Below are 21594 nucleotides of genomic sequence, written 5' to 3'. Positions count from 1 at the left end.
TGATGGCTCATGATGTCCCTCTGGGATGCGCTCCGGATGAACATGATGATCTCATATCAGGAACTTGTTCGCACCTTCCCTAGGGCAATTGGTCGAGTAATGATGACAAATCATGCAACGTCTGCGATTCACTGCTAGGCAATAGCGCCCGGCGACGCAGCCAACGCGCCTGCAAACCACAGGCCTGGGCTCCGTGAAAATCTGGCACCCGAGTATCCCCCACCATCAGGGTAGCGGCATTGGGCGTCGCCAGCCCGTCGCAGGCCCAGTGGTAAAACTGCGGGTGTGGTTTAGGGTGACCCTGCTCGAACGACCAGGCATACAGATCCAGCTCGAAGGGCAGCAATTGCTGGAGTGGCAAGGCGTAGGGCTGCGCCAGATTGGCGATGACGCCGAGACGATAGCCTCTGGCCTTTAGGATCGATAGCACCTCGACTACTTCCGGGAACAAACGGATGCTCGCCAGCTCCTGCGCCAGATCCTGCTCCAATCGACTCAATTCGACTTCGGAAACCTGCGCCACGGCCCGATAAGCCGCCTGACGCAAGGTTAAGGGTTGGGTCATGACCGCCTTGGTAAATAACACCCGATTGGTCACGCGGCGGGATAGTCGCTGATAGGGACGTCTCGGGTCGGCGATCTGGCACAGGGTGCCATAGGCATCAAACAACACGGCTCGCACAGGGGTACAGGACATTTCGACCTCCACATGCCGCAATAGCTGCAGGCCATCGAGCATAGAGCGATCACTCGACCCTACGCAAGCCCTCCAGCTTCTGGATCGAATGAACTGCCTGCCCTGTCACAGATGACAGAGAAGGCACTAGGCTTACTCGCACTCAAATGGACAAATTTAATCGAATTGACGAATCAGCACCGAGGTATCACAGCGACCCAGCCCGCGCGCCATCAGTGCCTGATAGTGAGCATCCACATCCCGGGTCATGGGCAGGGTCAGGCCCAGGCGCTCGGCCTCTTGCAAACAAAAGCCCAAATCTTTGTGCATCCATTCGATGGCAAAACCAAAATCGAACTCGCCAGCGGCCATGGTGGTCGCCCGGTTATCCAGTTGCCAGGATTGCGCAGCCCCGCCACCTAACACGCCAGCCACGGTCTGAATATCCAGGCCACTGGCCTTGGCCAGGGTAAAGCCTTCGGCCAAGCCTTGGAGAATACCGGCAATACAGATCTGGTTGACCATTTTGCAGCGCTGACCGGCACCATGGTGTCCGACCCGGGTGATGCGCAGCCCATAACAACCCAGAACCATACGAGCTCGCTCTACTTCCGCCTCTTCGCCGCCGATCATGATGCTAAGAGTCCCTTTTTGGGCCCCTGCCTGCCCACCGGAAACCGGAGCATCGAGAAAATTCACGCCCTGCCCGGCACAGCGCAGGGCCAGTTCTTCGGCCAGCAGCGCCGAGGTAGTGGTGTGATCCACCAGCAAGCTCCCGGCAGCCATCCCCGCCAGAACACCCTGCTCGCCATACACCACGGCTCGAACATCCTCGTCATTGCCCACGCACAGCAGCACCATTTCCGCCGCCGCCGCAGCTTCGGCTGGGGTCAGAGCCAAGCTGCCATCATATTCCGCAACCCAGCTTTGCGCCCGAGCTGTGGTGCGGTTGTAGACACACACCTCATGACCCAAGCGTTGCAGATGCCCTGCCATCGGATATCCCATAACGCCTAAACCGATAAATGCTACTTTCATCGTCGAACTCCCATGATGGATAGGGGCAGGATGTTCTGCCAGACAGTGACACCACCTTACGACCCGGCGGTAACGGGCTCAAGACAAGGGGCGGCAGATCGCGCACAATATGAGTCATACAAAATAAGGAATTGTATGACCAACTGGTTTCCTGCCGATCTGTCCCGTCCCGGTTACGGTCAATTAGTCACCCGACTGCAAGCCGACATCCACACCGGACTCCTGCGCCCGGGACAACGCTTGCCCCCGATCCGCCAACTGGCACAGCAACTCGGGATCAATCCCACCACAGTGGCGCGCGCCTACCGCCAGGCCGAGCAACAGGGACTCGTCCACAGTCGTGTGGGTCAAGGCTCCTTTGTCAGTGGTCAGTTGGCGTTGGAGCAGGTGATCCGCAGTCCGGGCCCGGATATCCCGCTCAATCTGAGCATCATCCAGCCGTTGCTGGCACTGGCCGAGCCCGCCTTGCAGCGCATGCTACCGTTATTAGCCGGGCAGCTAAGTGCCCAGCAACTAGGCTATCCGGCTCAAGCGCTGTTACCCCACCAGCATCATGCGGCGCTGGCGTGGTTACATTGGTTGGGGATCCCGCTGGCAGCAGGACATCACCTCTTGCCGGTACACGGCGCACAGCAGGGATTGCAGGCGTTATTGCTGGCCTTGAGTGAACCAGGGGAAACCATAGGCGCCGAGAGTCTGTGCTATCCGGGACTGATCGCTCTGTGTCAGAGTCTGGGACGCCCCCTGCAGGGGCTGGCCATGGACGAACAGGGCCTCCTGCCCGAGGCGGTGGCGGAGTATTGCGCCCAGATGCCGTTGCGGCTGCTGTTTGTGACTGCCAGCCAGCAGAATCCCACCACGGCTATCATGCCGTTGCGACGCCGACAGGAGCTGATCGCCGTGGCGCGACGCTATCGCTTAACCCTGATCGACGATGACATTTACGGCTTTACCGTCCGCGGGCAGCTGCCTTCGTTATACCAGCTCGCCCCGGATTGCACCCTGTCGCTGACCAGCCTCTCCAAGTGTCTGCTGCCCGGTCTGCGCACCGGCTTTCTCTGCCTGCCGCCAGCGGCTGCCGAAGCCGTGCAGCGCGTGATCCGGACCCAGATCTGGATGCCGTCACCACTCGGGATCGAACTGAGCTGTCAGCTGATCCACAGCGGCGATGCCGAACGGATTTGCCTAGCCCAGTTGCAGGAAGCACAGGCGCGCCAGCAGCTCGCCTATCACCAGCTGGGTAGCCGTTATCAGCACCAGCTACGCGGACTGCATGGCTGGTTGCGCCTGCCCCCCGGCGTCAGCGCCGAACACTTCAGCCAGCAAGCCGAACAAGCCGGCGTGCTGGTCTCCACCGCCAGCTACTTCACCACCCGGGGTCAGATCCCACCCGCCGCCGTGCGGATGGGATTAATGGCCACCGCCACGCGGGAAGAACTCAGCCGGGCTTTGGCCATCCTCGCCCAGTTGTTGGCCGACGCCACCCATGAAGCAGGATCCCAGTAACGATAAAGCCGAACCTGATGGTTCGGCTTTATCTCATGCAGGCGTCGGTCGCCTCAATAATTCCGAGTAGCAGCCCTCCACAGCGACTTAGGGAGCGCTAAGCTGACCCTCTGCGCCAGGGATGGCGCAGCGGAGTCCCCATGGACGGGTTCACGGCGTGTCAGCGTGGGCTTCCTTGTCGATGTAGCAGAATGAAAAACAGCTATTTAACTGGCAGCCCGCGCAGGCCAGCGCTGATCATCGATCAGCCGGCAACGACCGCTGCGACGGCGGCCGCAAAACGTTGCATGCCCAGATCGAACTCCTCACGGCTGAGATTCAGTGCTGGCGCAAAGCGCACCACATTCGCCCCCGCCACTAACACCAGCACACCCTGCTCGATCCCGGCATCCACAAATGCCTTGGCCTTGCCCTGATATTCAGGGGCCAATACCGCCCCCAGCAGCAAGCCTTGACCGCGAACCTCACTGAAACAGTGATACTGGGCATTGATGACGGCCAGAGCCTCACGGAACCAGCCCTCGCGCTCCTTCACTCCGGCCAGCTGTGCCGGATCATTGATCAGCTCGAAAGCAGTCTCGGCCACTGCGCAGGCCAGCGGGTTCCCCCCAAAGGTGGTGCCGTGTACGCCGGGCTTGAAGACCTGGGCAATCGCCTCACGAGTCAGCATGGCGCCAATCGGGAAGCCGCCACCCAGCGCCTTGGCCGTGGTCAGAATATCGGGCTCGACACCCAACTGCATATAGGCAAACAAGCTGCCGGTCCGTCCCATGCCGGTTTGCACCTCATCAAAAATCAGCAAGGCCTGGTGAGCATCACACAGCTCGCGCACCGCCTTGGCAAATTCCAGATCGGCCGGCAAAACCCCCCCCTCACCCTGGAGCGGCTCCATCACCACAGCGCAAGTCCGCTCGGAGATCACCGCTTGCAGTGCGGCCAAATCGTTATACGCCACATGCTGGATTTGCCCCGGTTTGGGGCCGAAGCCGTCGGAATAGCTGGCTTGGCCGCCCACACTGACGGTGAAGAAGGTCCGCCCATGAAAGCCCTGGAAGAAGGCGATGATTTGATCCTTCTGCGCCCCATGCTGCTCATGGGCATAGCGACGGGCCAGCTTGAAGGCCGCTTCGTTGGCTTCGGCGCCGGAGTTGCAGAAGAAGGCGCGATCGGCAAAGGTGGCGTCCACCATCTTGCGCGCCAAGCGCAGCACGGGTTCGTTGGTCATCCAGTTGCTGACATGCCACAACGTCTGCCCCTGCTCGATCAACGTCTGTACCAGAGCCGGATGGCAGTGCCCCAATGCATTGACCGCAATGCCGCCAGCCAGGTCGATATACTCTCGGTCCTGCTGATCCCACAGCCGGGAGCCCAGGCCCCGAACCGGTATAAATTGTGCGGGTGCATAGGTCGGCACTACCACCTCATCGAACCAAGCCCGAGTTACCTGTTCCATTTGCTATTCCTTCCTGCATTCACATCAAGAGTGAGAAAATAATCAGTGTTTTTGCATAATACATCACTTTTTTTGAATTGCACCAGGGGTGACCCAAAAAATTGCGTAGCGCAACCAATTTTCCCCTCTCACATTTGGCAATACAAACCGAGTGAACAGGATGAGCGGGCTAATGCGGGTCAGTTAAGCAGTTCGGGCGAGATATCCTCTCTCGCCAACTCGCCGTAAACTCTGACCTGGGGGGGCTCGATGGCGGCATCCCTACCGCCAACGGTTGGCTTAACAGGCTATCTCGCCTTCGCTAACTGGCTGGTATTAGGATGGACCGGCCTCATAAAAGAAAAGACCGTAAGTGACATCATCACTTACGGTCTGGTGAAGAGCAGGATCCGGGCCTGCTATCTGACAGTATGGAACCGCTAACTAGGCCTGATTTACCAAACGCCAGTTCAAGGGCTGCCCAGCCCAGTAAGGGACCAACACCTGGCCGCCCAACAGATGCAAGCGCTCGGGAACCTGCCAGGGCTCCTTCTTCAGGGTCACTGTGCCCTGGTTGCGGGGCAAGCCATAGAAGTCGGCTCCAAAGTGACTGGCGAAGGCTTCCAGTTTATCGAGCGCACCCAGTTGATCGAAGATCTCGGCATACAGCTCGATAGCGGCGGGAGCACTGTAGCAACCGGCGCAGCCACAAGGACTCTCTTTACGCTCCTGCAGGTGGGGGGCGGAGTCGGTGCCGAGGAAAAACTTCGGACTGCCACTGATGGCGACCTGCTGCAGCGCTTCTTGATGACGTCGGCGCTTGAGCACCGGCAGGCAGAAATTATGCGGGCGGATACCGCCGACCAGCAGATGATTACGGTTCATCAGCAGATGCTGGGGAGTCAGTGTCGCCGCCACCTTGTCGGAACAGGCCAGCACAAACTCCGCCGCCTGAGCGGTCGTGATATGTTCCAAAACCACCTTGAGTTGCGGAAACCGATTCACCAGTCCCTGCAGGTGGCGTTCGATAAACACCCGCTCCCGATCGAAAATATCCACGCTTTCGTCGGTTACTTCGCCATGGATCAACAGCGGCATACCCAACTCGGCCAGGGTATCGAATACCGGCTCCAGACGATCCAGGCTGGTCACCGCCAGATCTGAGTGGGTGGTGGCCCCGGCCGGATAGAGCTTCACGGCAGTCACACCGCTGCTGTGGGCGGTGCGGATCATCTCCGGCGTGGTCAAATCGGTCAGATAGAGTGTCATCAAGGGAGTAAAGGTGCTGCCCTCGGGGCGAGCCGCCTCGATCCGCTGCCGGTATGCCAAAGCCGCTGCCGCATCCAGTACCGGTGGCACCAGATTCGGCATCACCACAGCCCGGGAAAAAGCACGCGCCGTGGCGGGAACCGTTTCATTCAACAGGGCACCATCCCGTAGGTGCAGATGCCAATCATCGGGCGTGGTCAATTGTAATTCAGTCATGAGTCCTCCAGCCGGGAACGCCCCATGCGCCCCCGAACAACATCAGCATAGCTACCCAACCGGGCTGGCGAAGAAGATCCGAGCGCGAGATGGAGCTCGCGTCATCCCCTATCATCGTAACGCCACAAAATTGGCCAGCAGTTCCATTCCCTGTTCGCTGAGAATGCTCTCGGGGTGGAATTGCACCCCGACAATGGGGAGCTGGCGATGCCGCACCCCCATGATTTCAGATACCAGATTCCGCTCATCGGGCAGACTCCAAGCCGTCACCTCCAAGTCGGCCGGCAAGGTTGCCGCCTCGACAATCAAGGAGTGATACCGGGTCACGGTGAGCGGATTGCGCAAACCGCTGAAGACGCCCTGATCATCGTGCCGGATCTGCGAGGTCTTGCCATGCATGACCTTAGCCGCGCGCACGACCCGTCCACCGAACACCTGAGCCAATGCCTGGTGACCCAGACAGACGCCGAGAATGGGCAACTGGCCAGCAAAATGGCGGATCGCATCCAGCGAGATGCCCGCCTCATCGGGGGTACAGGGGCCGGGAGAGATCACCAGCCGCTCCGGCGCCAGCGCCGCTATTTCATCCAGGGTGATGGCATCATTGCGCCGGACTACGACCGTCTGTCCCAGTGCGCCAAAATATTGCACCAGGTTATAGGTAAAGGAATCGTAGTTATCAATCAGCAGTATCATCGGCTGCCACTTCTCCGTACGAAGGATATCGGACCGCCAGACGGCCCCTCTTCAACCGCGCCAGTGTACCTGAAGCGCATGCAGACTCGAACCCCGGGCGTAACGGAACAGGGAGCGGAATATGAATTCAACAACAAAAGCCGGAGGCAAGGATTGCACCGCCACCCATTACCCCCTATAACACGGCCATCACCAACGCTGTTCTCATCAAGAGTCAAACCATGTTCTTCCAAATCGTATTTATCTCTCTGTTGGCCCTACTGCCCATGGTCAACCCGCCGACCACGGCAACCCTGCTACTGGGCTTGAGCAAAGGCATGTCCCGGGAGCATGTGCGCCGCCAGGTCAACATGGCGGCGCTCTATCTGTTCAGCACCCTGTGCGTCAGCTTTTTTATCGGCTCCTCGATTCTGGATCTATTCGGCATCTCGATCCCGGGGCTGCGATTGGCGGGCGGTCTCATCATTGGCTTCATCGGCTTTCGCATGCTGTTTCCTACCCCTGGCGCCGAGCAGACGGTGGATCCGAACCAGAATATCGCCTTCGTCCCGCTGACCATGCCCAGTCTGTGCGGCCCAGGGACCATGGCGCTGGTGATCAGTGGTGCAGCGCAGATTGCCGAGTTACCGGCTGAATACTCCCGTCTGACCATCTACAGCGCCATGGTGGTGTCGTTTTTGCTGATGACGCTGCTGAGTTGGGGGGTATTGAAGCTGGCCGATCCCGTGTGCAAATTACTCGGTGCCAGCGGAATCGATGCCATGACACGGATCATGGGCTTTTTGCTGATCTGCATGGGGGCGCAATTCTGCATCAACGGTATCAAGGAAGTGGCGCAGGATCCGGTATTCCACGGTGTGGTTCAGCAGCAGCCGATCGGCTCTCTAGAGGAAAAGGCGCAACAGATGCGGGCAACGTCATCGTTGTTACAGGACGAAGCGCCTCAGTAATCAGCCACCCGGCAGGGTAGTCTGTCGCGCCCGTGCTCTGGCGCTATGCGGGCCGGGCATGGGCTCGCATCCAGCTCAAACACCCAAGCCGTGTCGCCACCCCATCGCGACGGCACGGCCATCTCATGGATTAGCGCTATCCGTAGGATGGGCACTATCGCCAGTAGGATGCGGACTGGGCTCCCCTTCATCTCGAACCACTCGCTCCGCCGCTAGGGCTTGCTCCAACAGTTGGCCCTGTAATTCGGGGGCCTGGGTATGTCGCGCCAATAGACGATAGAAGGCCGGAACCAGCACCAGGGTCACACAGGTGGCCAGTAACATGCCGAAAAACACCACGGTCCCCACCGCCACCCGGCTCTCGTAACCCGCGCCACGGGAGAGCATCAAGGGGATCGCCGCTATGATCGCCGTTGCCGAAGTCATCAGGATGGGCCGCAACCGCCGCACGGCTGCATCCAGGATCGCCGAGACAAAATCCTGGCCGCGGCTGCGCAACTGATTGGCAAATTCGACAATCAGGATACCGTTCTTGGTCACCATACCAATCAACAACAGCATGCCAATCTGACTGTACAGGTTCAGGCTCAACCCCAGCAACCATAGCCCCAACAGGCCACCGAGGATCCCGAGCGGCACTGTGAACATCACCACCAACGGGTTCAGGAAACTTTCAAACTGGGCCGCCATCACCAGAAAAGCCACCAGCAGCGCCAGTGCACATACCGCCAGCACATCACCTTGGGAATCCCGGTAATCCTTCGACTCACCGGCATAATCCACGGTAATACCGGCCGGGAGGTGTTCCGCCGCCCACTGATCCAACCAGGCCAGTGCCGTACCCTGGGTCTGATCGACAGGCAGATAGGCGCTCAGGGTAATGGCTTTTTGCCGCTGATAGTGGCCCAGTCGTTGTGCCGAAGCGATCACCTCGACTTGAGCCAGGGTAGAGAGGGTCACCATCTCCCCCTTGGCGGATCGCAAGTAGAGATGACTGAGATCGTTGCCGCTGATGAAGCGCTGCGGATCGGCCCGAACGTAGACATCGTACTCCTCCCCCTTCTCGATGAAGGTGGTCTTGCTGGTCCCGCCCAGCAGGGTTTGCAGGGCCTGACCAATATCCTGCAGCGGAATACCCAACTCGGCGGCCCGCTCGCGCTCGACCCGCACCCGCAACTCGGGGGTCTGCTCGGTGTAGTCCAGATCCGGGTTTTCCAGTACCGAGCTCTGTGCCACCGTTTGCTTGAGCTGTAATGCCCACTGGTTCAGCTCGGCGTAATCACTGCCCTGCAGCACAAACTGCACCGGTGCCTGGGAGCGGCCACGAAATCCGGGCTGAAACGGTCGCAGGGATATATCCGGGATCCCCTGTAACAAACGCGGCAAGCGCGCCAAAAACTGTTGGGCGGTCTGCTGGCGTTCCGCCCAGTCGGTGAGCTGCACCGTCACCATGCCGGTCTGATCCCCACCACGACCAAACGCCGGGGTACTAAAGCTGATGGCACTGACCACCCCTTGTCCGACCAAGGGCAACAGCCGCTGTTCAACCAGCTGCATATTCTTCTTCATCCGCTCGATACTGGTGCCCTCGGCCCCTCGCACCATGACGTAGATGACACCGCGATCCTCGACCGGAGCCAGATTGGTCGGCACCCGCATATAGAGCGCTGCAATGGCGATCAGCACCAGCAGCATCACCAGGGGTGCAATCCAGGGGCGCTGAAGTAACCAGGCCAATCCGCGCCGGTAACTGTGCTCCAAGCGGGCCATACCCGCTTCCAGGCGCCGGGTCAGGGCATTGCTCTGATCCTGAGTCTTCAACAGCCGCGCCGCCATGGCAGGCGATAACGTCAGAGCCACCAGCGCCGAAAAGAACACCGCCAGCGCCAGAAAGACCGCAAACTCAGTGAACAGACGCCCCATCATGCCCTGCATAAAGGCAATCGGCAGAAACACCATGATCAGCACCGCCGTGGTCGCCACCACCGCAAACCCGACTTCCCGGGTACCATGCCAGGCTGCCAGCAGAGGCGAGCGCCCTTGCTGCAGATGATGATGAATATTCTCCACCACTACGATGGCATCATCGACCACCAGACCAATCGCCAAAATTAGCGCCAGCAGGGTGATGAGGTTGATTGAGAAGCCGAAATACCAGGCACCGATACAGGCCGCGACCAACGAGACCGGGACTGTCACCGCCGGGATCAACGTCGCTCGCCACTGGCCGATAAACAGATACAGCACCGCCACCACCAGCGCGGCGGCAATAGCCAACGTCAGATAGACCTCGTCGATGGCCTGACGAATAAACAGGGTGCTGTTGTAATCCACCACCAACTCGGCACCAGGGGGGAGAAAGCGCTGCAACCGCTCAACTTCCCGCACCACACCATCGGCCATCTCCAACGGATTAGCAGTCGACTGGGGAATGATGCCGATACCGACACTGACCTGGCCATTGCGTTGATAGGCACTGGCCTCATTCTTCGCCCCCTCCTCGATATCGGCTACATCCCCCAGATAGAGAACCTTCCCCGAGGCCTGGGTCAGCAACGGCAAACGGCGAAAGCTGGCGGCATCTTGAAACTGGCGCTCCAGCTGAACAGGAAAGACCATGCTGGCATTACGGATCTCCCCGCCCGGCAACTCGATATTTTCCCGGGCCAGCGCATTGAGCACATCGTTCACCGCCACCCCGAGACCACTCATCTGGGCAGTATTCAGGCGGATGTACATCACCTTTTCCAGGTCCCCAGATAAATTCACCGAGCTGACACCGTTGACCAGACTCAAGGACTTGATGAGGCTGCGGTTGGCGTAATCGGTCAGCGCCACCCGATCCATCAACTGGCTGGAGAAGTTTAGCCAGATGGCCACCTCGCCCTCGCCGTTATCCCGCGAGACCACGGGCTCATCGATATCATCCGGCAATTGGCGACGAGCTCGGGACACGCCATCCCGAATATCCGACAAGGCTTCCAGCATGTTCCAACCCTGCTGGAACTCAACCGTGATGCTGCTGCGTCCCTTGCGGCTGGTAGAGACGATGTTGCGGATCCCGCTAATGCCGGAGAGCTGATCCTCCAGCGGCTTGCTGACCTGGTTTTCGATGATATCCGGCGCCGCCCCTTCATAGGTGGTAACAATACTCACCGATGGGCTCTGCACATCCGGCATCTCACGGACCGCCAAGCGCGAGAAAGCAACCAACCCGAAGATCAGCAATAACAAACTCATCACCAAAGCCAGAACGGGTCGGCGGATCGAGACATCCGAGAGGATCATGGCAGCCCCCCGACAGGTGTGTCGGCGGCAGTCGGCTCGACATCGGAGATGACCTTGACCTGCTGTCCCGATTTGAGCGCTACCAGACCTTCAACCACCAGACGATCCCCGGCTTTCAGGCCGGAGAGGACGCTGACCTGACTGTCAGCCGATTCGCCCAAGACTACCGCTTGCCGCTTCACCCGGCTCTCCGGGCCAAGCAGATAGACGAATCGATCGCTGCCCTGAAACTCCACCGCTTGCATCGGAATGAGCGGAAGAGGCTCACTGGCAAATGGCAGGGTGACCTGCATCAGCATGCCTGGACGCAGCAACCGCTGGGGATTGGGAAACTGAAAGCGGACCTTGATATTCAGAGAATCCGCATCTACACGGCTATCGATGGCCTCCAGGGTGCCAGCAAAGGTACGCTCGGGCCAAGCCGCCGTCACCGCCGTGACTTCTGTCCCGGGCTGCAGGCGAGAGAAATAGCGTTCCGGAACCGCCAAATCCAACCGCATGCTCGCCAGATCATCCAGATGCAGCAGGGTCTCCCCCGGGTTGACCAGAGCACCGAGACTGACATCAAACAGACTGACGCGCCCGGTAAAAGGTGCGAGTAAACGGCGCTGGGATAACTCGAAGGCGGCCATATCCCGCCGCGCCAAAGCTTGTTCAACGGCCGAAGCTTGCCCTTCCAGATCGTTCTGGGTCACCACGCCCTTACGCGCCAGCCGCTGCATATCGCGTAACTTGCGCTGTTCATTGCTCAAAAACGCCTCAGCCTCGGCAAATGCCGCCTGTTGCTTGGCATTGTCGAGCTGGATCAACCGAGCCCCGACAGCGACCTCACCGCTCGCCGTTTGCGGCAACGCCGTGATGCGGCCACTCACTTCCGGGGTGATGACAATCGACTGTCTGGCCTGCAGTTTGCCAACCAGCGGCAACTGACTGGGCCGCTGGGCAAGTTGTACGTCAATGACCCGCACCGGGGTCGGCGCACGAGCCGCAGCAGGAGGATGAGAGCCGGAAGCGGCAACGATAAAATAAGAGAGACCAGCAACGATCAACGTCAGCAGCAGTAACGCGCCGAATCGTAATGTGCGCATAGGATGACAACAGGCCGGGACAAGGATGACCCAGTATATCGCGAGCAAAAGACATTACTTTGTCAAAATCAGACGCAAATTGTGACAAAGCTTGTCAGCCAATCGGCAGAGGGTGCGCAGCGAATGGCGCAAGAGCGCTCAGCGGTTCAACGGTTCAACGGTTCAACGGTTCAGCAACACACCATATTCCAGCTCCCGTTCGCGCTGACATTCGGCCAGGTAGATAGCCGCTAGCACCGGAGCCTGCTTGTGATATTGATCCACCGCCTTGGGTACCATCAGCTCCAAGGTTTTCATGGACTTAGCCTTGCGAAAACGGCGTAGCCAGTAATCTTTACTTTCCAATTCGAGTGGTTCGATCTGTTCAGTCTGGGACATGTCTTCTTCAATAGTTGGGGAATAAAAACCGCACACCCGTGGCTGCGGAACAAAACCCCACGCCGCGGAACCGGGCGCGGGGTGGATAAATGTTAAACTTTAGGCACAAACCCGACCGCGGCGTACACCTGTTGCAGCGTTCGTTCGGCGCGGGCACGAGCCTTATCAGCCCCATGGCTCAATACCGCCAGCAGGTGGGCCTCATCGGCACGCAACTCATGGAAGCGTTGCTGCACCGGCTCCAGCAGAGCCACCACGGCATCCGCCGTTTCACCTTTGAGGTGACCATACATCTTGCCGGTAAAATGTTGTTCCAGATCGACAATCGATTGGCCCGTCGCGCCATGCATCAAGGTCAGCAGATTTGACACCCCGGGCTTCTCGGCAATGTCATAGCGCACCACTGGCGGCTCTTCAGAATCGGTCATCGCCCGTTTGATTTTCTTGATGATCGACTTGGGATCTTCCAGCAGGCCAATGATGTTGTTCTGATTGTCATCGGACTTCGACATCTTCTTGGTCGGCTCTTGCAGACTCATCACCCGAGCGCCCTGTTCCGGAATGAAAGGCTCCGGCATGGTGAAGATGTCACCATACAAGGTATTAAAACGATAGGCGACATCCCGGGTCAGTTCCAGATGTTGTTTCTGATCGTGGCCGACAGGGACCTGATTGGCCTGATAGAGCAGGATATCGGCCGCCATCAGCACCGGATAGCCAAACAAACCGACGTTGACGTTATTCTCGTACCGTTGGGACTTGTCCTTGAACTGGGTCATGCGGGACAGCTCACCCATCTGGGTATAGCAGTTGAGCACCCATCCCAACTCTGCGTGCTGCGGGACATGGGATTGTAAAAAGACAGTGCTTTTATCCGGATCGATACCGACAGCCAAATACAAGGCTGCAGCATCCAGACAGGCTTTGCGCAGCGCCTGGGGATCCTGGCGCACCGTGATGGCATGGAGATCCACGATGCAATACAGGCAGTCATAATCGTCCTGCATGCGCACCCACTGGCGCAGTGCGCCCATGTAATTACCGATCGTCAATTGCCCGGAAGGCTGGGCACCGCTTAACACAATGGGTTTCGTCATGAGTTTCTCAATTCCCTGTCAATGCGCCAGCAACAAGTCGCCGAGCTGGCAAAAATGATCCATGACCCAATCCGGCTCGCTGGCCGCTATGGGTTCACCATGGTTATAACCGTAGGTCAGGCCGACGACGGGGATCCCCGCCGCTCGTGCCGCCAGAACATCATTTCTGGAATCACCGATCATCAGACTGCGCGCCGGTGACACCTGCAATTGCGTACACACATGCAGCAGCGGGGCTGGATCCGGTTTGCGCTGCGGCAGCAGATCGCCGCCGAGTACGCAGTCGAACAGTGAGCTCAAACCCGCTTCCGCTAGCAAAGGCGCTACGAAAGGATGGGGCTTGTTGGTCACGACAGCCAGACGATAACCGACGGCACGTAACTGGCGTAGCACCGACGATACCCCGGGAAATAGGGTGAAGTCCCGGTCCAGTCCAGCCAGATAGCGAACATCAAACTCGGCACGCACCCGGGCAAGCAGTCCCAGATCGATATCGTTCTGCACCTCGTAAGAATGTGTCATAGCCCGACGCAGCAGCATATCGGCGCCGTTGCCAATCCACCGCTTTACCTGTTCGAGCGTGGCCCCCGGTAAACCACAGGCTTGCAAGGCGCCATCAACCGCCAGATGCAACTGGGGCACACTGTCAATCAGAGTACCATCCAGATCAAACAGCAGTAGGTCAATGGTGGAACTCTTGCGGCCTTGCTCAGCCACGGGCTTGAGCCAGTTCATGTCGCATCTGATCGATCACCGCCTTGTAATCGGGCTGGCTGAAAATGGCAGAGCCTGCGACAAACATATCGGCACCGGCCGCGGCAATCTCGCGGATATTATCCACTTTGACGCCACCGTCGATTTCCAGACGGATATTCCGACCACTCTGGTCAATCAGACGACGAACCTGACGCAGCTTATCCAGGGTTCCCGGGATAAAGCTCTGCCCGCCGAAACCTGGATTGACCGACATCAGCAGGATGACGTCCAGCTTATCCAGCACATGGTCCAGATAGTGCAGCGGTGTCGCCGGATTGAATACCAGACCGGCCTGACAGCCGTGATCCTTGATCAACTGTAAACTGCGGTCGATGTGTTCGGAGGTCTCGGGGTGAAAGGTAATCAGGGAAGCGCCTGCCTTGGCAAAATCCGGGATCAAGCGATCCACTGGCTTCACCATCAGATGCACATCGATCGGTGCCTGAATACCGTAATTGCGCAGCGCCTGACAAACCATGGGACCTATGGTCAGATTCGGCACATAGTGATTGTCCATCACATCGAAGTGCACCACATCGGCACCGGCCGCCAGGACATTGGCCACATCCTCACCCAGACGTGCAAAATCGGCCGACAGAATGGAGGGCGCAATCAAAAAATCGTTCATCGGTTCAATCATCCGCATTGAGAAATAAATCGGCCAAATAGTACTCCAAGCCGAGAGACGACTCTAGACCACAAACGGGTCACGGCTTGTCAAAATCCATTCCGGGCAGATAGAGCGCCAGCAGTTCACCAACCTTGTTCCTATTACCAGCACTTCGACTGATAGTGCGCTTGACCTGAATTTCATCCAACGCCGCGCCCCGGTATAGCTCGTAAGTCAGCGCTGTCGCATGGTTGCTGATCAACACAGGGACTTGACGCTCCTGCACCGTATGCCGGGCCAATCGCGCCAGCAGAGCCTGATCATCCAGCGAGAAGCCCTTCGCCGCATAGGTGGTGAAGTTGGCAGAGCTGGACAGCGGCACATACGGCGGATCGCAATACACCACATGATCGCTTTCCAGACGCTCGAAAGTTTTGGAGTAGCATTCGCAAATAAAGGTCGCGCGTTGGGCCTTTTCGGCGAAAATCCACAGTTCCTCTTCCGGAAAGTAGGGACGCTTGTACTTACCAAAAGGAACATTAAAACCGCCTTTTTTGTTATAACGGCAAAGACCGTTATAACCATGACGGTTCAGATACAAAAACAGTGCTGCTCGTTCTTGTGGCTCCCGGCACTGATTAAACGCCAGTCGTAATTCGAAATAAGCATCCCGCTGATTGTTACTTTCGTTAAATAGCTGACGGGCTTGCTGGATCACGGCATCCGGCTGAAATTTAAGCAGATTATAGAAGTCGATGAGGTCCGGATTAATATCCGCCAGCAAATAAGCTTCGTAATCGGTATTAAGGAAGACAGATCCTGCACCGACAAAAGGCTCGACCAATACTCGCCCTTGAGGCAGTCGGGCCGTGATCGCTTCGACCAGAGCATACTTGCCTCCAGCCCACTTGAGAAATGCGCGCGTTTTTTTCATCGATGCGTTGTCATGCTGAAGCGGCCACTCGCCACAAAAAGGGGGCGCATTGTAGCCCCCTCACGAAGTTGATACCACGGTTGTGGTTATTTCATCTCTTTTTGCACCTGACCAAAGGATTTTGGCCAAGGCTGACTCTGCTTTAATGCTGCAGGCATGGCATTGATCGCCGCCTTGGCTTGCTTGGCCGAGGCATACTCGCCCTGGATCAGCACATACCAGGGATTACCACGGTATTCCGTCTGATAAATCCAGTAGCGACCGGTCAATTTCTGCTTTTTGGCATATGTGAGCAGAGGTGTCACTTCAGTGCCCGCCGATAATTGCACCGTATAGCTGCGCAATGATTTTTGCTTCAGCTCACTATTACTCCCCAGCATCCCCTTGCTGCTGACTGCTGGCGCTTTCACCGCAGCAGTGCTTTGCGCCGTCGGCGTTACTGCCTTGGTCTCGGTAGGAGCGCTCGCCGAAGCCTGCGAGGCTACGGCGCCACTCACCCCTTGCGATTGACCGGCCGTGAGCTCAGCTACCAACGGCTGCATCTGGGATAACGAGGTCACGGCGCCGGAAGTGGCTCCCGTTGTGCTAGCAGCCGAAGTAGTAGCTGTCGCCGCGGAGACCGGCTTATTTCCCTGCTGGTTAGCCATAATCTCTTTGACCACGGTATCCGCAATCACCACCCGCCGTTTATCGGCTGGCAGTTGTTCATCCAGATCCAGTTGCGTGGTCGCATCACCCGGCAAGGCGGTTTTATCTTCCGTCACCTGGACGCTTTGTGCCGCGGGGATCACGGTCGTCGCGACGGCGGCAGAAGGGGACTGATTGTTCGTCTCAGCCCCAGCGGAATTGGCTGGATCCTGACTCTCGTTCAGCAAAGGTGGAATAACCCAGCTCAGCAGCAACACCAAAGCTGCTACGATCCCCAGCGTTGCCAGTACCTTATTGGTTGGCAAGGCAGGTCTTTTCAGTATGCTTTTTTTGCTCATGATACTCTCCGCGAGCGCAACAATTTGACCAGGATTTCCAGCACACAGCCGCAACTTGTCAGCCAAAGCGGCAGGATTGGGCAGTAAGGCATAATAACCCGCACGACGTAGACAATACTCCAGCAAGGCCATTTGCTCATCGGTTGGCAGGGGCTCGATATCAAGCTCCAGCGCTGGGCCCGCATGGGCATCCAGTCGCCGCACGCTCCGCTCACACCAAGCCGCTTGCCCACAGAGTAACACACTGATTTTATGTGGATGAGGCAAGGCTGCATTAATGGAATACAGGTCCCAAAGCTCGGAAATCAGCTCATCGGGTGCCATATCGGCATCATCAACCACCAGAAGCAAAGCACTCGGTTCTCTGCCCAACAGCCGCAATAAGGAGTCGGCACAGGGATCGTCGGGATTGAACACCGACATCGGCACCAGTTGCGAAATCAGCGACTCACGCAATCGGCTCAAGATCGGTGCCGAATGACAGCTCAGATAAGCAACCCGCCAGGATGACTCGAACATCGAGAGCAGTTGCTCACACAGTAATGTACGCCCACTGCCTACTGCACCGGATAAAAAAATGAAAGGAGAAGAGATCGCCAGTAGATGATGCAACCGCTGCCGAAGTTGCATCTGGCTGGGTAAAGACGGTAGTTGTTGCGGAGTCACATCCGGCTATCCGTTTCAATGACCGCTTGCAGGACTGTTTCCGAGACATCAGAGAACAGATCCGCCTGACCGATATTGGTCGGCAGGATCAATCGCAACTTCCCTGCCAGAACCTTTTTATCACGCATCATATGGCGCATAAATACCGGAAAATCCATTTCTGCAGGGGCGGACAAAGGAAGCTCTGCCGCCGCCAACAAGGTACGAATGCGCATCACCTGAGCCTGATTCAGTAGGCCGAGTTGCAACGCCGTCCGGGCTGCCAGCATGGTACCAGCCGCCACTGCTTCGCCGTGCAACCAGTTACCATAACCCTGTTCGGACTCGATAGCGTGACCGAAGGTATGACCCAGATTGAGTAAAGCTCGCACCCCGGTTTCTGTTTCATCTTGCGACACGACATCGGCCTTGATGCTGCAGCAACGCAAAATCGCCTGGATCAGGAGCGAGGCATCCAGTGCTAGTAAGCCAGCAATGTTGCGCTCCAGCCATGCAAAAAACTCTGCATCCCAGATAATACCGTACTTAATGACTTCCGCCAGACCGGCCGACAGTTCGCGCCGGGGCAAGGTTGCCAGACAATCAGTATCAATAATCACCGCTTTGGGTTGATAAAAAGCACCGATCATATTTTTGCCCAGCGGATGGTTGACACCGGTCTTACCTCCCACCGAGGAGTCCACTTGGGATAGCAAGGTGGTCGGGATTTGAATAAATGCCACACCGCGTTGATAGCTAGCGGCGGCAAACCCAGCCAGGTCGCCAATGACTCCGCCGCCCAACGCCACTATGGTGGTATCTCGCCCATGCCCACCTTCGAGCAGAGCCGTCATAATCTGGCCGAAGCTGTCGAGTGTCTTGTACGCTTCGCCATCCGGCAAAACACAAGCATCGAGTTGATAACCATCCAGAGTCTGTTGCAGACTCTGTAGATAGAGAGGTGCCACCGTTTCGTTAGTGACTATCATCACCCGACGACCACGAATGGCCTGAGTGAACAAGTCACGCTGGGCCAGCAAACCGGAACCTATCGAAATGGGATAGCTTCTGTCAGCAAGTTCAACATTCAACCGTTCCATGGCACCCCTACCTCAACTAAAAATTATAGCCCCAGCAACTGAGCAATCTGGTTGGCTACCAGCTTGGCGCTCTGTTCATCAGTCCGCACCACATAATCCGCGACTTCCTGATAGAGCGGCTCACGCTCATCAGCCAAGCGCAGCAGTACGTCGCGAGGATCCTCTTCAGTTTGCAACAAGGGGCGACGTTTATCGCGCTGAGTACGAGCAAACTGTTTCTCAATCGGTGTCTCGAGGTAAACCACAATGCCTCGGGCAGAGAGGCGATTCCGCGTCTGCGCACTCTTGACTGCGCCACCACCGGTCGCCAGGACAATGCCCTGCAGCTCGGTCAAATCACCAATCACCTGCTCTTCTCGCTTGCGGAATCCTTCTTCGCCTTCAACATCGAAGACCCACGCTATGTCAGCACCGGTACGACGCTCAATCTCCACATCAGAGTCATAAAACTCCATATGCAATTGATCCGCCAGATGTTTACCAATAGTGCTTTTACCTGCCCCCATGGGGCCCACAAGGAAAATATTGCGTTTTTCAGCCATTTTATTCGTCAATAGTCAAAACAAACCTGCCCGCAATAGTGGCGGGAACCCAGGACAAAAAATCCCTAACGTTCGAAACTGGACGGGGAATTATGCAGCAGCCTCCAGATGATGGCAACCGCACATCCCAGAACAGGGCAAATTTGCCCACTTCCGTCGCCGATTGGAGTCATGTTGCAAACATGACTCCAGAATAGTCTCTGGAATAAAAAAACCCGGCTCTACGCCGGGTTTTTATTGGGGTAAGGCTCGTGATTAGATGGACTCGACCACGATCTTCGGTGTTACAAAGATCAGCAACTCTCGCTTGCTGTTTTTCTCACTGGTACTGCGGAATAGGTATCCAACACCAGGAATATCACCTAACACTGGAACCTTGGTGACATCTTTTTTCATGGTCTGTTGATAGATACCACCAAGGACCAACGTCTCACCATTATCGACCAACACTTGAGTACTAATCTGTTGCGTATTGATGGCGGTCCCTGTTCCCGTTCCCGTCTTCACTTCCTGACCCAAGGTATCCTGGGTTACCGTCAGATCGAGAATGACTCGATTATCCGGAGTGATATGCGGGGTTACCTTGAGACTCAAAACCGCCTTCTTCCATTCAACCGTAGTGGCACCACTGGAGCTGGAAGTGTTGCTCGGGAATTCGGTCCCTTGCTCGATGATCGCCTCTTTTTGGTTTGCCGTGGTGACCCGCGGACTGGCAATAATCTCGGCCTTGTTTTCTGTCTCCAGTGCACTCAATTCCAAATCGAGCAAGGTACCATCGGCCAACTTGGCAACCTGGAAGGCGATACTACCCGCAGCACTCGCAACCGGTAGGTTCACATTGAGGCGATCACTGACATCATCACCCGTTGGGACAGTACCACCAGCCACTGAATCGTTGCCTTCTATGGTGCCCGAAATCGAACCATTCTCTTCGGCCTTGGTGACACCCCAGCGCACGCCAAGCTGCTCATCCACACCATCATCAATGGTCACCATCCGAGCCTCAATAATCACTTGCTTAACAGGTATATCCAGCACTTGCAGCATGCGCTTGATATGATCGATGACCTCAGGTGTATCCTTCACCAGCAGAGTATTGGTGCGATCATCGACACTGACGGCACCACGCGAAGAGAGCAGACGGGTTTTATCCGTCGACAACAAACCGGCAATCTCACCCGCCTTGGCGTAATTGATTTGAATATATTCAGTCACCAGAGGTGCCAACTCGGCCACCTGATTTTTACTCTCCAGCGTTTGTTTCTCACGCTCGGCAATTTCTTTAGCCGGAGCGACCAACAAAATATTACCATCCAGTCGCTTATCCAGCCCCTTCACCTTCAGAACTGTGTCCAGCGCCTGTTCCCAAGGCACGCCATCCAGACGCAGGGTTATATTCCCCGCCACTGAATCCGTGGTCACCAGGTTGAAGTTATTAAAATCAGCAATCAGCTGTAAAACGGTCCGGATAGGAACATCCTGGAAATTCAAGGAGATCGGCTTACCCTGATACTTGACTTTACCGGCGTCTTTTTTCGCGGTAGTAGCTACTTTTTTAGCAGCCACCTCGACAACAAACAGATTCTGAGACTGATCATATCGGTAATCAAAACCGCCGCTAATCGATAAGTCCAAAACGATATCATTGCCTTGCTTGGATACATCAATCTTACCAACCGGAGTGGCAAAATCGGTCACATCCATCAGTGCAATCAATTCATCTGCGACAGCAGTCGCATGGAATTTAGCAATCACATGACTGCCTCGGTTGGTAATATCCACCGCGGCCGAGGAGTTATCCAGCCCAACCAATAATTGCCCTTGCCCATCCTTACCGCGGCGGAAATCAATGCTCTTGATCCGGTTAATCGTCGAGGCACTGATGGGAGAACTCTTAGCCGATGCCGAAGCTGTGTCTGTTGCTGGTGTCGCCACCGGAACAGTACTGGCTACAGCTGCGGTTGCTGCCGCTTGGGTTGCGGGAGCTGCTGGCTCCGCCTGCCCCAAAGTCACCAGCAACGAATTTCCACTCTGGTTGATTTGATAAGGCATGAGTTGTTTCAAATCGACCAGAACATCCAGCCCGGTACCATTCGGTACGACATCGATTTTTTGCACACCCTTACGTTCAACGGGTATCTGATTCATCACCAAAGCAGAGCTGGAATCAGCAACCTGTAACACCAGTTGATTCGGTTGATATTTTAACCGGTCGACAAAAGAGGAGACAGGTTGGTCAAAGTTCAGTTCGAGTTGTAACTGACCCGCCATCAGAGGATTGACCTTTATTTGCTCAAGCCGGGAAGCAGCTTCAGCAGGCAACCAGACGCTGGCTAAAACAGCCAGCATGACAAATTGTCCGATCCTTGATTTTTGTTGATTCATAA

General features: G+C 56.8%; 18 protein-coding genes. 2 read left to right on the top strand and 16 right to left on the bottom strand.

Going from position 1 to position 21594, the window contains the following annotated elements; translation table 11 throughout:
* Window positions 1-79: 79 nt before the first annotated feature.
* Both ACYVG7_RS19270 and ACYVG7_RS19265 read right to left on the bottom strand, forming a co-directional pair.
* Window positions 80-697, bottom strand: a complete 618-nt coding sequence (locus ACYVG7_RS19270; RefSeq protein WP_460884723.1) for an HAD family hydrolase — start codon at window positions 695-697, stop codon at window positions 80-82.
* A 156-nt stretch (window positions 698-853) separates the two neighbouring features.
* A complete protein-coding gene (locus tag ACYVG7_RS19265) occupies window positions 854-1714 on the bottom strand; it encodes an NAD(P)-dependent oxidoreductase (protein WP_460884722.1) in 861 nt (286 codons plus the stop codon).
* A 135-nt stretch (window positions 1715-1849) separates the two neighbouring features.
* Between ACYVG7_RS19265 and ACYVG7_RS19260 the strand changes: the two genes are divergently transcribed.
* Window positions 1850-3220, top strand: coding sequence for an aminotransferase-like domain-containing protein (locus ACYVG7_RS19260; protein WP_460884721.1), 1371 nt, complete (start codon window positions 1850-1852; stop codon window positions 3218-3220).
* 244 nt (window positions 3221-3464) lie between these two features.
* On the opposite strand, the gene ACYVG7_RS19255 is transcribed toward ACYVG7_RS19260, so the two are convergent.
* The 3 genes from ACYVG7_RS19255 to ACYVG7_RS19245 all read right to left on the bottom strand — a co-directional run bounded on the left by ACYVG7_RS19255 (window position 3465) and on the right by ACYVG7_RS19245 (window position 6833).
* Window positions 3465-4673: an aspartate aminotransferase family protein gene (locus ACYVG7_RS19255; RefSeq protein ID WP_460884720.1), complete on the bottom strand. Its 1209-nt coding sequence runs from the start codon at window positions 4671-4673 to the stop codon at window positions 3465-3467.
* Window positions 4674-5096: 423 nt separating this feature from the next.
* A complete protein-coding gene (gene pyrC / locus ACYVG7_RS19250) occupies window positions 5097-6137 on the bottom strand; it encodes a dihydroorotase (RefSeq protein ID WP_460884719.1) in 1041 nt (346 codons plus the stop codon).
* A gap of 111 nt (window positions 6138-6248) precedes the next feature.
* Window positions 6249-6833 (bottom strand): anthranilate synthase component II, encoded by a 585-nt coding sequence (locus tag ACYVG7_RS19245; protein ID WP_460884718.1) that lies wholly within the window; start codon window positions 6831-6833, stop codon window positions 6249-6251.
* A 221-nt stretch (window positions 6834-7054) separates the two neighbouring features.
* Between ACYVG7_RS19245 and ACYVG7_RS19240 the strand changes: the two genes are divergently transcribed.
* Window positions 7055-7783: a MarC family NAAT transporter gene (locus ACYVG7_RS19240; RefSeq protein ID WP_460884717.1), complete on the top strand. Its 729-nt coding sequence runs from the start codon at window positions 7055-7057 to the stop codon at window positions 7781-7783.
* A gap of 123 nt (window positions 7784-7906) precedes the next feature.
* Here the strand turns inward: ACYVG7_RS19240 and ACYVG7_RS19235 are convergent, their stop codons facing one another.
* The 11 genes from ACYVG7_RS19235 to ACYVG7_RS19185 all read right to left on the bottom strand — a co-directional run bounded on the left by ACYVG7_RS19235 (window position 7907) and on the right by ACYVG7_RS19185 (window position 21592).
* The gene (locus ACYVG7_RS19235) at window positions 7907-11071 is read right to left on the bottom strand and encodes an efflux RND transporter permease subunit (protein WP_460884716.1); all 3165 of its coding nucleotides are present in this window, start codon (window positions 11069-11071) and stop codon (window positions 7907-7909) included.
* The gene (locus ACYVG7_RS19230) at window positions 11068-12159 is read right to left on the bottom strand and encodes an efflux RND transporter periplasmic adaptor subunit (protein ID WP_460884715.1); all 1092 of its coding nucleotides are present in this window, start codon (window positions 12157-12159) and stop codon (window positions 11068-11070) included. Before ACYVG7_RS19230 ends, ACYVG7_RS19235 begins: the two co-directional genes overlap by 4 nt.
* A gap of 162 nt (window positions 12160-12321) precedes the next feature.
* The gene (locus ACYVG7_RS19225) at window positions 12322-12537 is read right to left on the bottom strand and encodes a hypothetical protein (RefSeq protein WP_460884714.1); all 216 of its coding nucleotides are present in this window, start codon (window positions 12535-12537) and stop codon (window positions 12322-12324) included.
* A gap of 92 nt (window positions 12538-12629) precedes the next feature.
* A complete protein-coding gene (gene trpS, locus ACYVG7_RS19220) occupies window positions 12630-13634 on the bottom strand; it encodes a tryptophan--tRNA ligase (RefSeq protein WP_460884713.1) in 1005 nt (334 codons plus the stop codon).
* An 18-nt stretch (window positions 13635-13652) separates the two neighbouring features.
* Window positions 13653-14369 carry a phosphoglycolate phosphatase gene (locus tag ACYVG7_RS19215; RefSeq protein ID WP_460884712.1) on the bottom strand — a complete coding sequence of 239 codons (717 nt, stop codon included), beginning with the start codon at window positions 14367-14369 and terminating at the stop codon, window positions 13653-13655.
* On the bottom strand, window positions 14344-15018 hold the full coding sequence (gene rpe / locus ACYVG7_RS19210) for a ribulose-phosphate 3-epimerase (protein WP_460884711.1): 675 nt from the start codon (window positions 15016-15018) through the stop codon (window positions 14344-14346). The genes ACYVG7_RS19215 and rpe overlap by 26 nt, the downstream gene beginning before the upstream one ends.
* A 79-nt stretch (window positions 15019-15097) precedes the next feature.
* Window positions 15098-15934, bottom strand: a complete 837-nt coding sequence (locus tag ACYVG7_RS19205) for a Dam family site-specific DNA-(adenine-N6)-methyltransferase (RefSeq protein WP_460884710.1) — start codon at window positions 15932-15934, stop codon at window positions 15098-15100.
* Window positions 15935-16020: 86 nt separating this feature from the next.
* Window positions 16021-17586 (bottom strand): AAA family ATPase, encoded by a 1566-nt coding sequence (locus ACYVG7_RS19200; protein WP_460884709.1) that lies wholly within the window; start codon window positions 17584-17586, stop codon window positions 16021-16023.
* On the bottom strand, window positions 17583-18665 hold the full coding sequence (gene aroB / locus ACYVG7_RS19195; RefSeq protein WP_460884708.1) for a 3-dehydroquinate synthase: 1083 nt from the start codon (window positions 18663-18665) through the stop codon (window positions 17583-17585). Before aroB ends, ACYVG7_RS19200 begins: the two co-directional genes overlap by 4 nt.
* A gap of 23 nt (window positions 18666-18688) precedes the next feature.
* Window positions 18689-19207, bottom strand: a complete 519-nt coding sequence (gene aroK / locus ACYVG7_RS19190) for a shikimate kinase AroK (protein ID WP_460884707.1) — start codon at window positions 19205-19207, stop codon at window positions 18689-18691.
* 255 nt (window positions 19208-19462) lie between these two features.
* On the bottom strand, window positions 19463-21592 hold the full coding sequence (locus ACYVG7_RS19185; RefSeq protein ID WP_460884706.1) for a type IV pilus secretin PilQ: 2130 nt from the start codon (window positions 21590-21592) through the stop codon (window positions 19463-19465).
* Window positions 21593-21594: the final 2 nt, after the last annotated feature.

This window comes from Pseudaeromonas pectinilytica, assembly GCF_054780855.1.
Note: the sequence above shows the minus strand (reverse complement) of the source record. Positions and strands in the feature narration are given on the sequence as shown.

Excerpts from the sequence above, each read along its gene's own strand:
- ACYVG7_RS19270 (WP_460884723.1), bottom strand. The coding sequence starts at position 697 with ATGTCCTGTACCCCTGTGCGAGCCGTGTTGTTTGATGCCTATGGCACC.
- ACYVG7_RS19265 (WP_460884722.1), bottom strand. The coding sequence starts at position 1,714 with ATGAAAGTAGCATTTATCGGTTTAGGCGTTATGGGATATCCGATGGCA.
- ACYVG7_RS19260 (WP_460884721.1), top strand. The coding sequence starts at position 1,850 with ATGACCAACTGGTTTCCTGCCGATCTGTCCCGTCCCGGTTACGGTCAA.
- ACYVG7_RS19255 (WP_460884720.1), bottom strand. The coding sequence starts at position 4,673 with ATGGAACAGGTAACTCGGGCTTGGTTCGATGAGGTGGTAGTGCCGACC.
- pyrC (WP_460884719.1), bottom strand. The coding sequence starts at position 6,137 with ATGACTGAATTACAATTGACCACGCCCGATGATTGGCATCTGCACCTA.
- ACYVG7_RS19245 (WP_460884718.1), bottom strand. The coding sequence starts at position 6,833 with ATGATACTGCTGATTGATAACTACGATTCCTTTACCTATAACCTGGTG.
- ACYVG7_RS19240 (WP_460884717.1), top strand. The coding sequence starts at position 7,055 with ATGTTCTTCCAAATCGTATTTATCTCTCTGTTGGCCCTACTGCCCATG.
- ACYVG7_RS19235 (WP_460884716.1), bottom strand. The coding sequence starts at position 11,071 with ATGATCCTCTCGGATGTCTCGATCCGCCGACCCGTTCTGGCTTTGGTG.
- ACYVG7_RS19230 (WP_460884715.1), bottom strand. The coding sequence starts at position 12,159 with ATGCGCACATTACGATTCGGCGCGTTACTGCTGCTGACGTTGATCGTT.
- ACYVG7_RS19225 (WP_460884714.1), bottom strand. The coding sequence starts at position 12,537 with ATGTCCCAGACTGAACAGATCGAACCACTCGAATTGGAAAGTAAAGAT.
- trpS (WP_460884713.1), bottom strand. The coding sequence starts at position 13,634 with ATGACGAAACCCATTGTGTTAAGCGGTGCCCAGCCTTCCGGGCAATTG.
- ACYVG7_RS19215 (WP_460884712.1), bottom strand. The coding sequence starts at position 14,369 with ATGAACTGGCTCAAGCCCGTGGCTGAGCAAGGCCGCAAGAGTTCCACC.
- rpe (WP_460884711.1), bottom strand. The coding sequence starts at position 15,018 with ATGAACGATTTTTTGATTGCGCCCTCCATTCTGTCGGCCGATTTTGCA.
- ACYVG7_RS19205 (WP_460884710.1), bottom strand. The coding sequence starts at position 15,934 with ATGAAAAAAACGCGCGCATTTCTCAAGTGGGCTGGAGGCAAGTATGCT.
- aroB (WP_460884708.1), bottom strand. The coding sequence starts at position 18,665 with ATGGAACGGTTGAATGTTGAACTTGCTGACAGAAGCTATCCCATTTCG.
- aroK (WP_460884707.1), bottom strand. The coding sequence starts at position 19,207 with ATGGCTGAAAAACGCAATATTTTCCTTGTGGGCCCCATGGGGGCAGGT.
- ACYVG7_RS19185 (WP_460884706.1), bottom strand. The coding sequence starts at position 21,592 with ATGAATCAACAAAAATCAAGGATCGGACAATTTGTCATGCTGGCTGTT.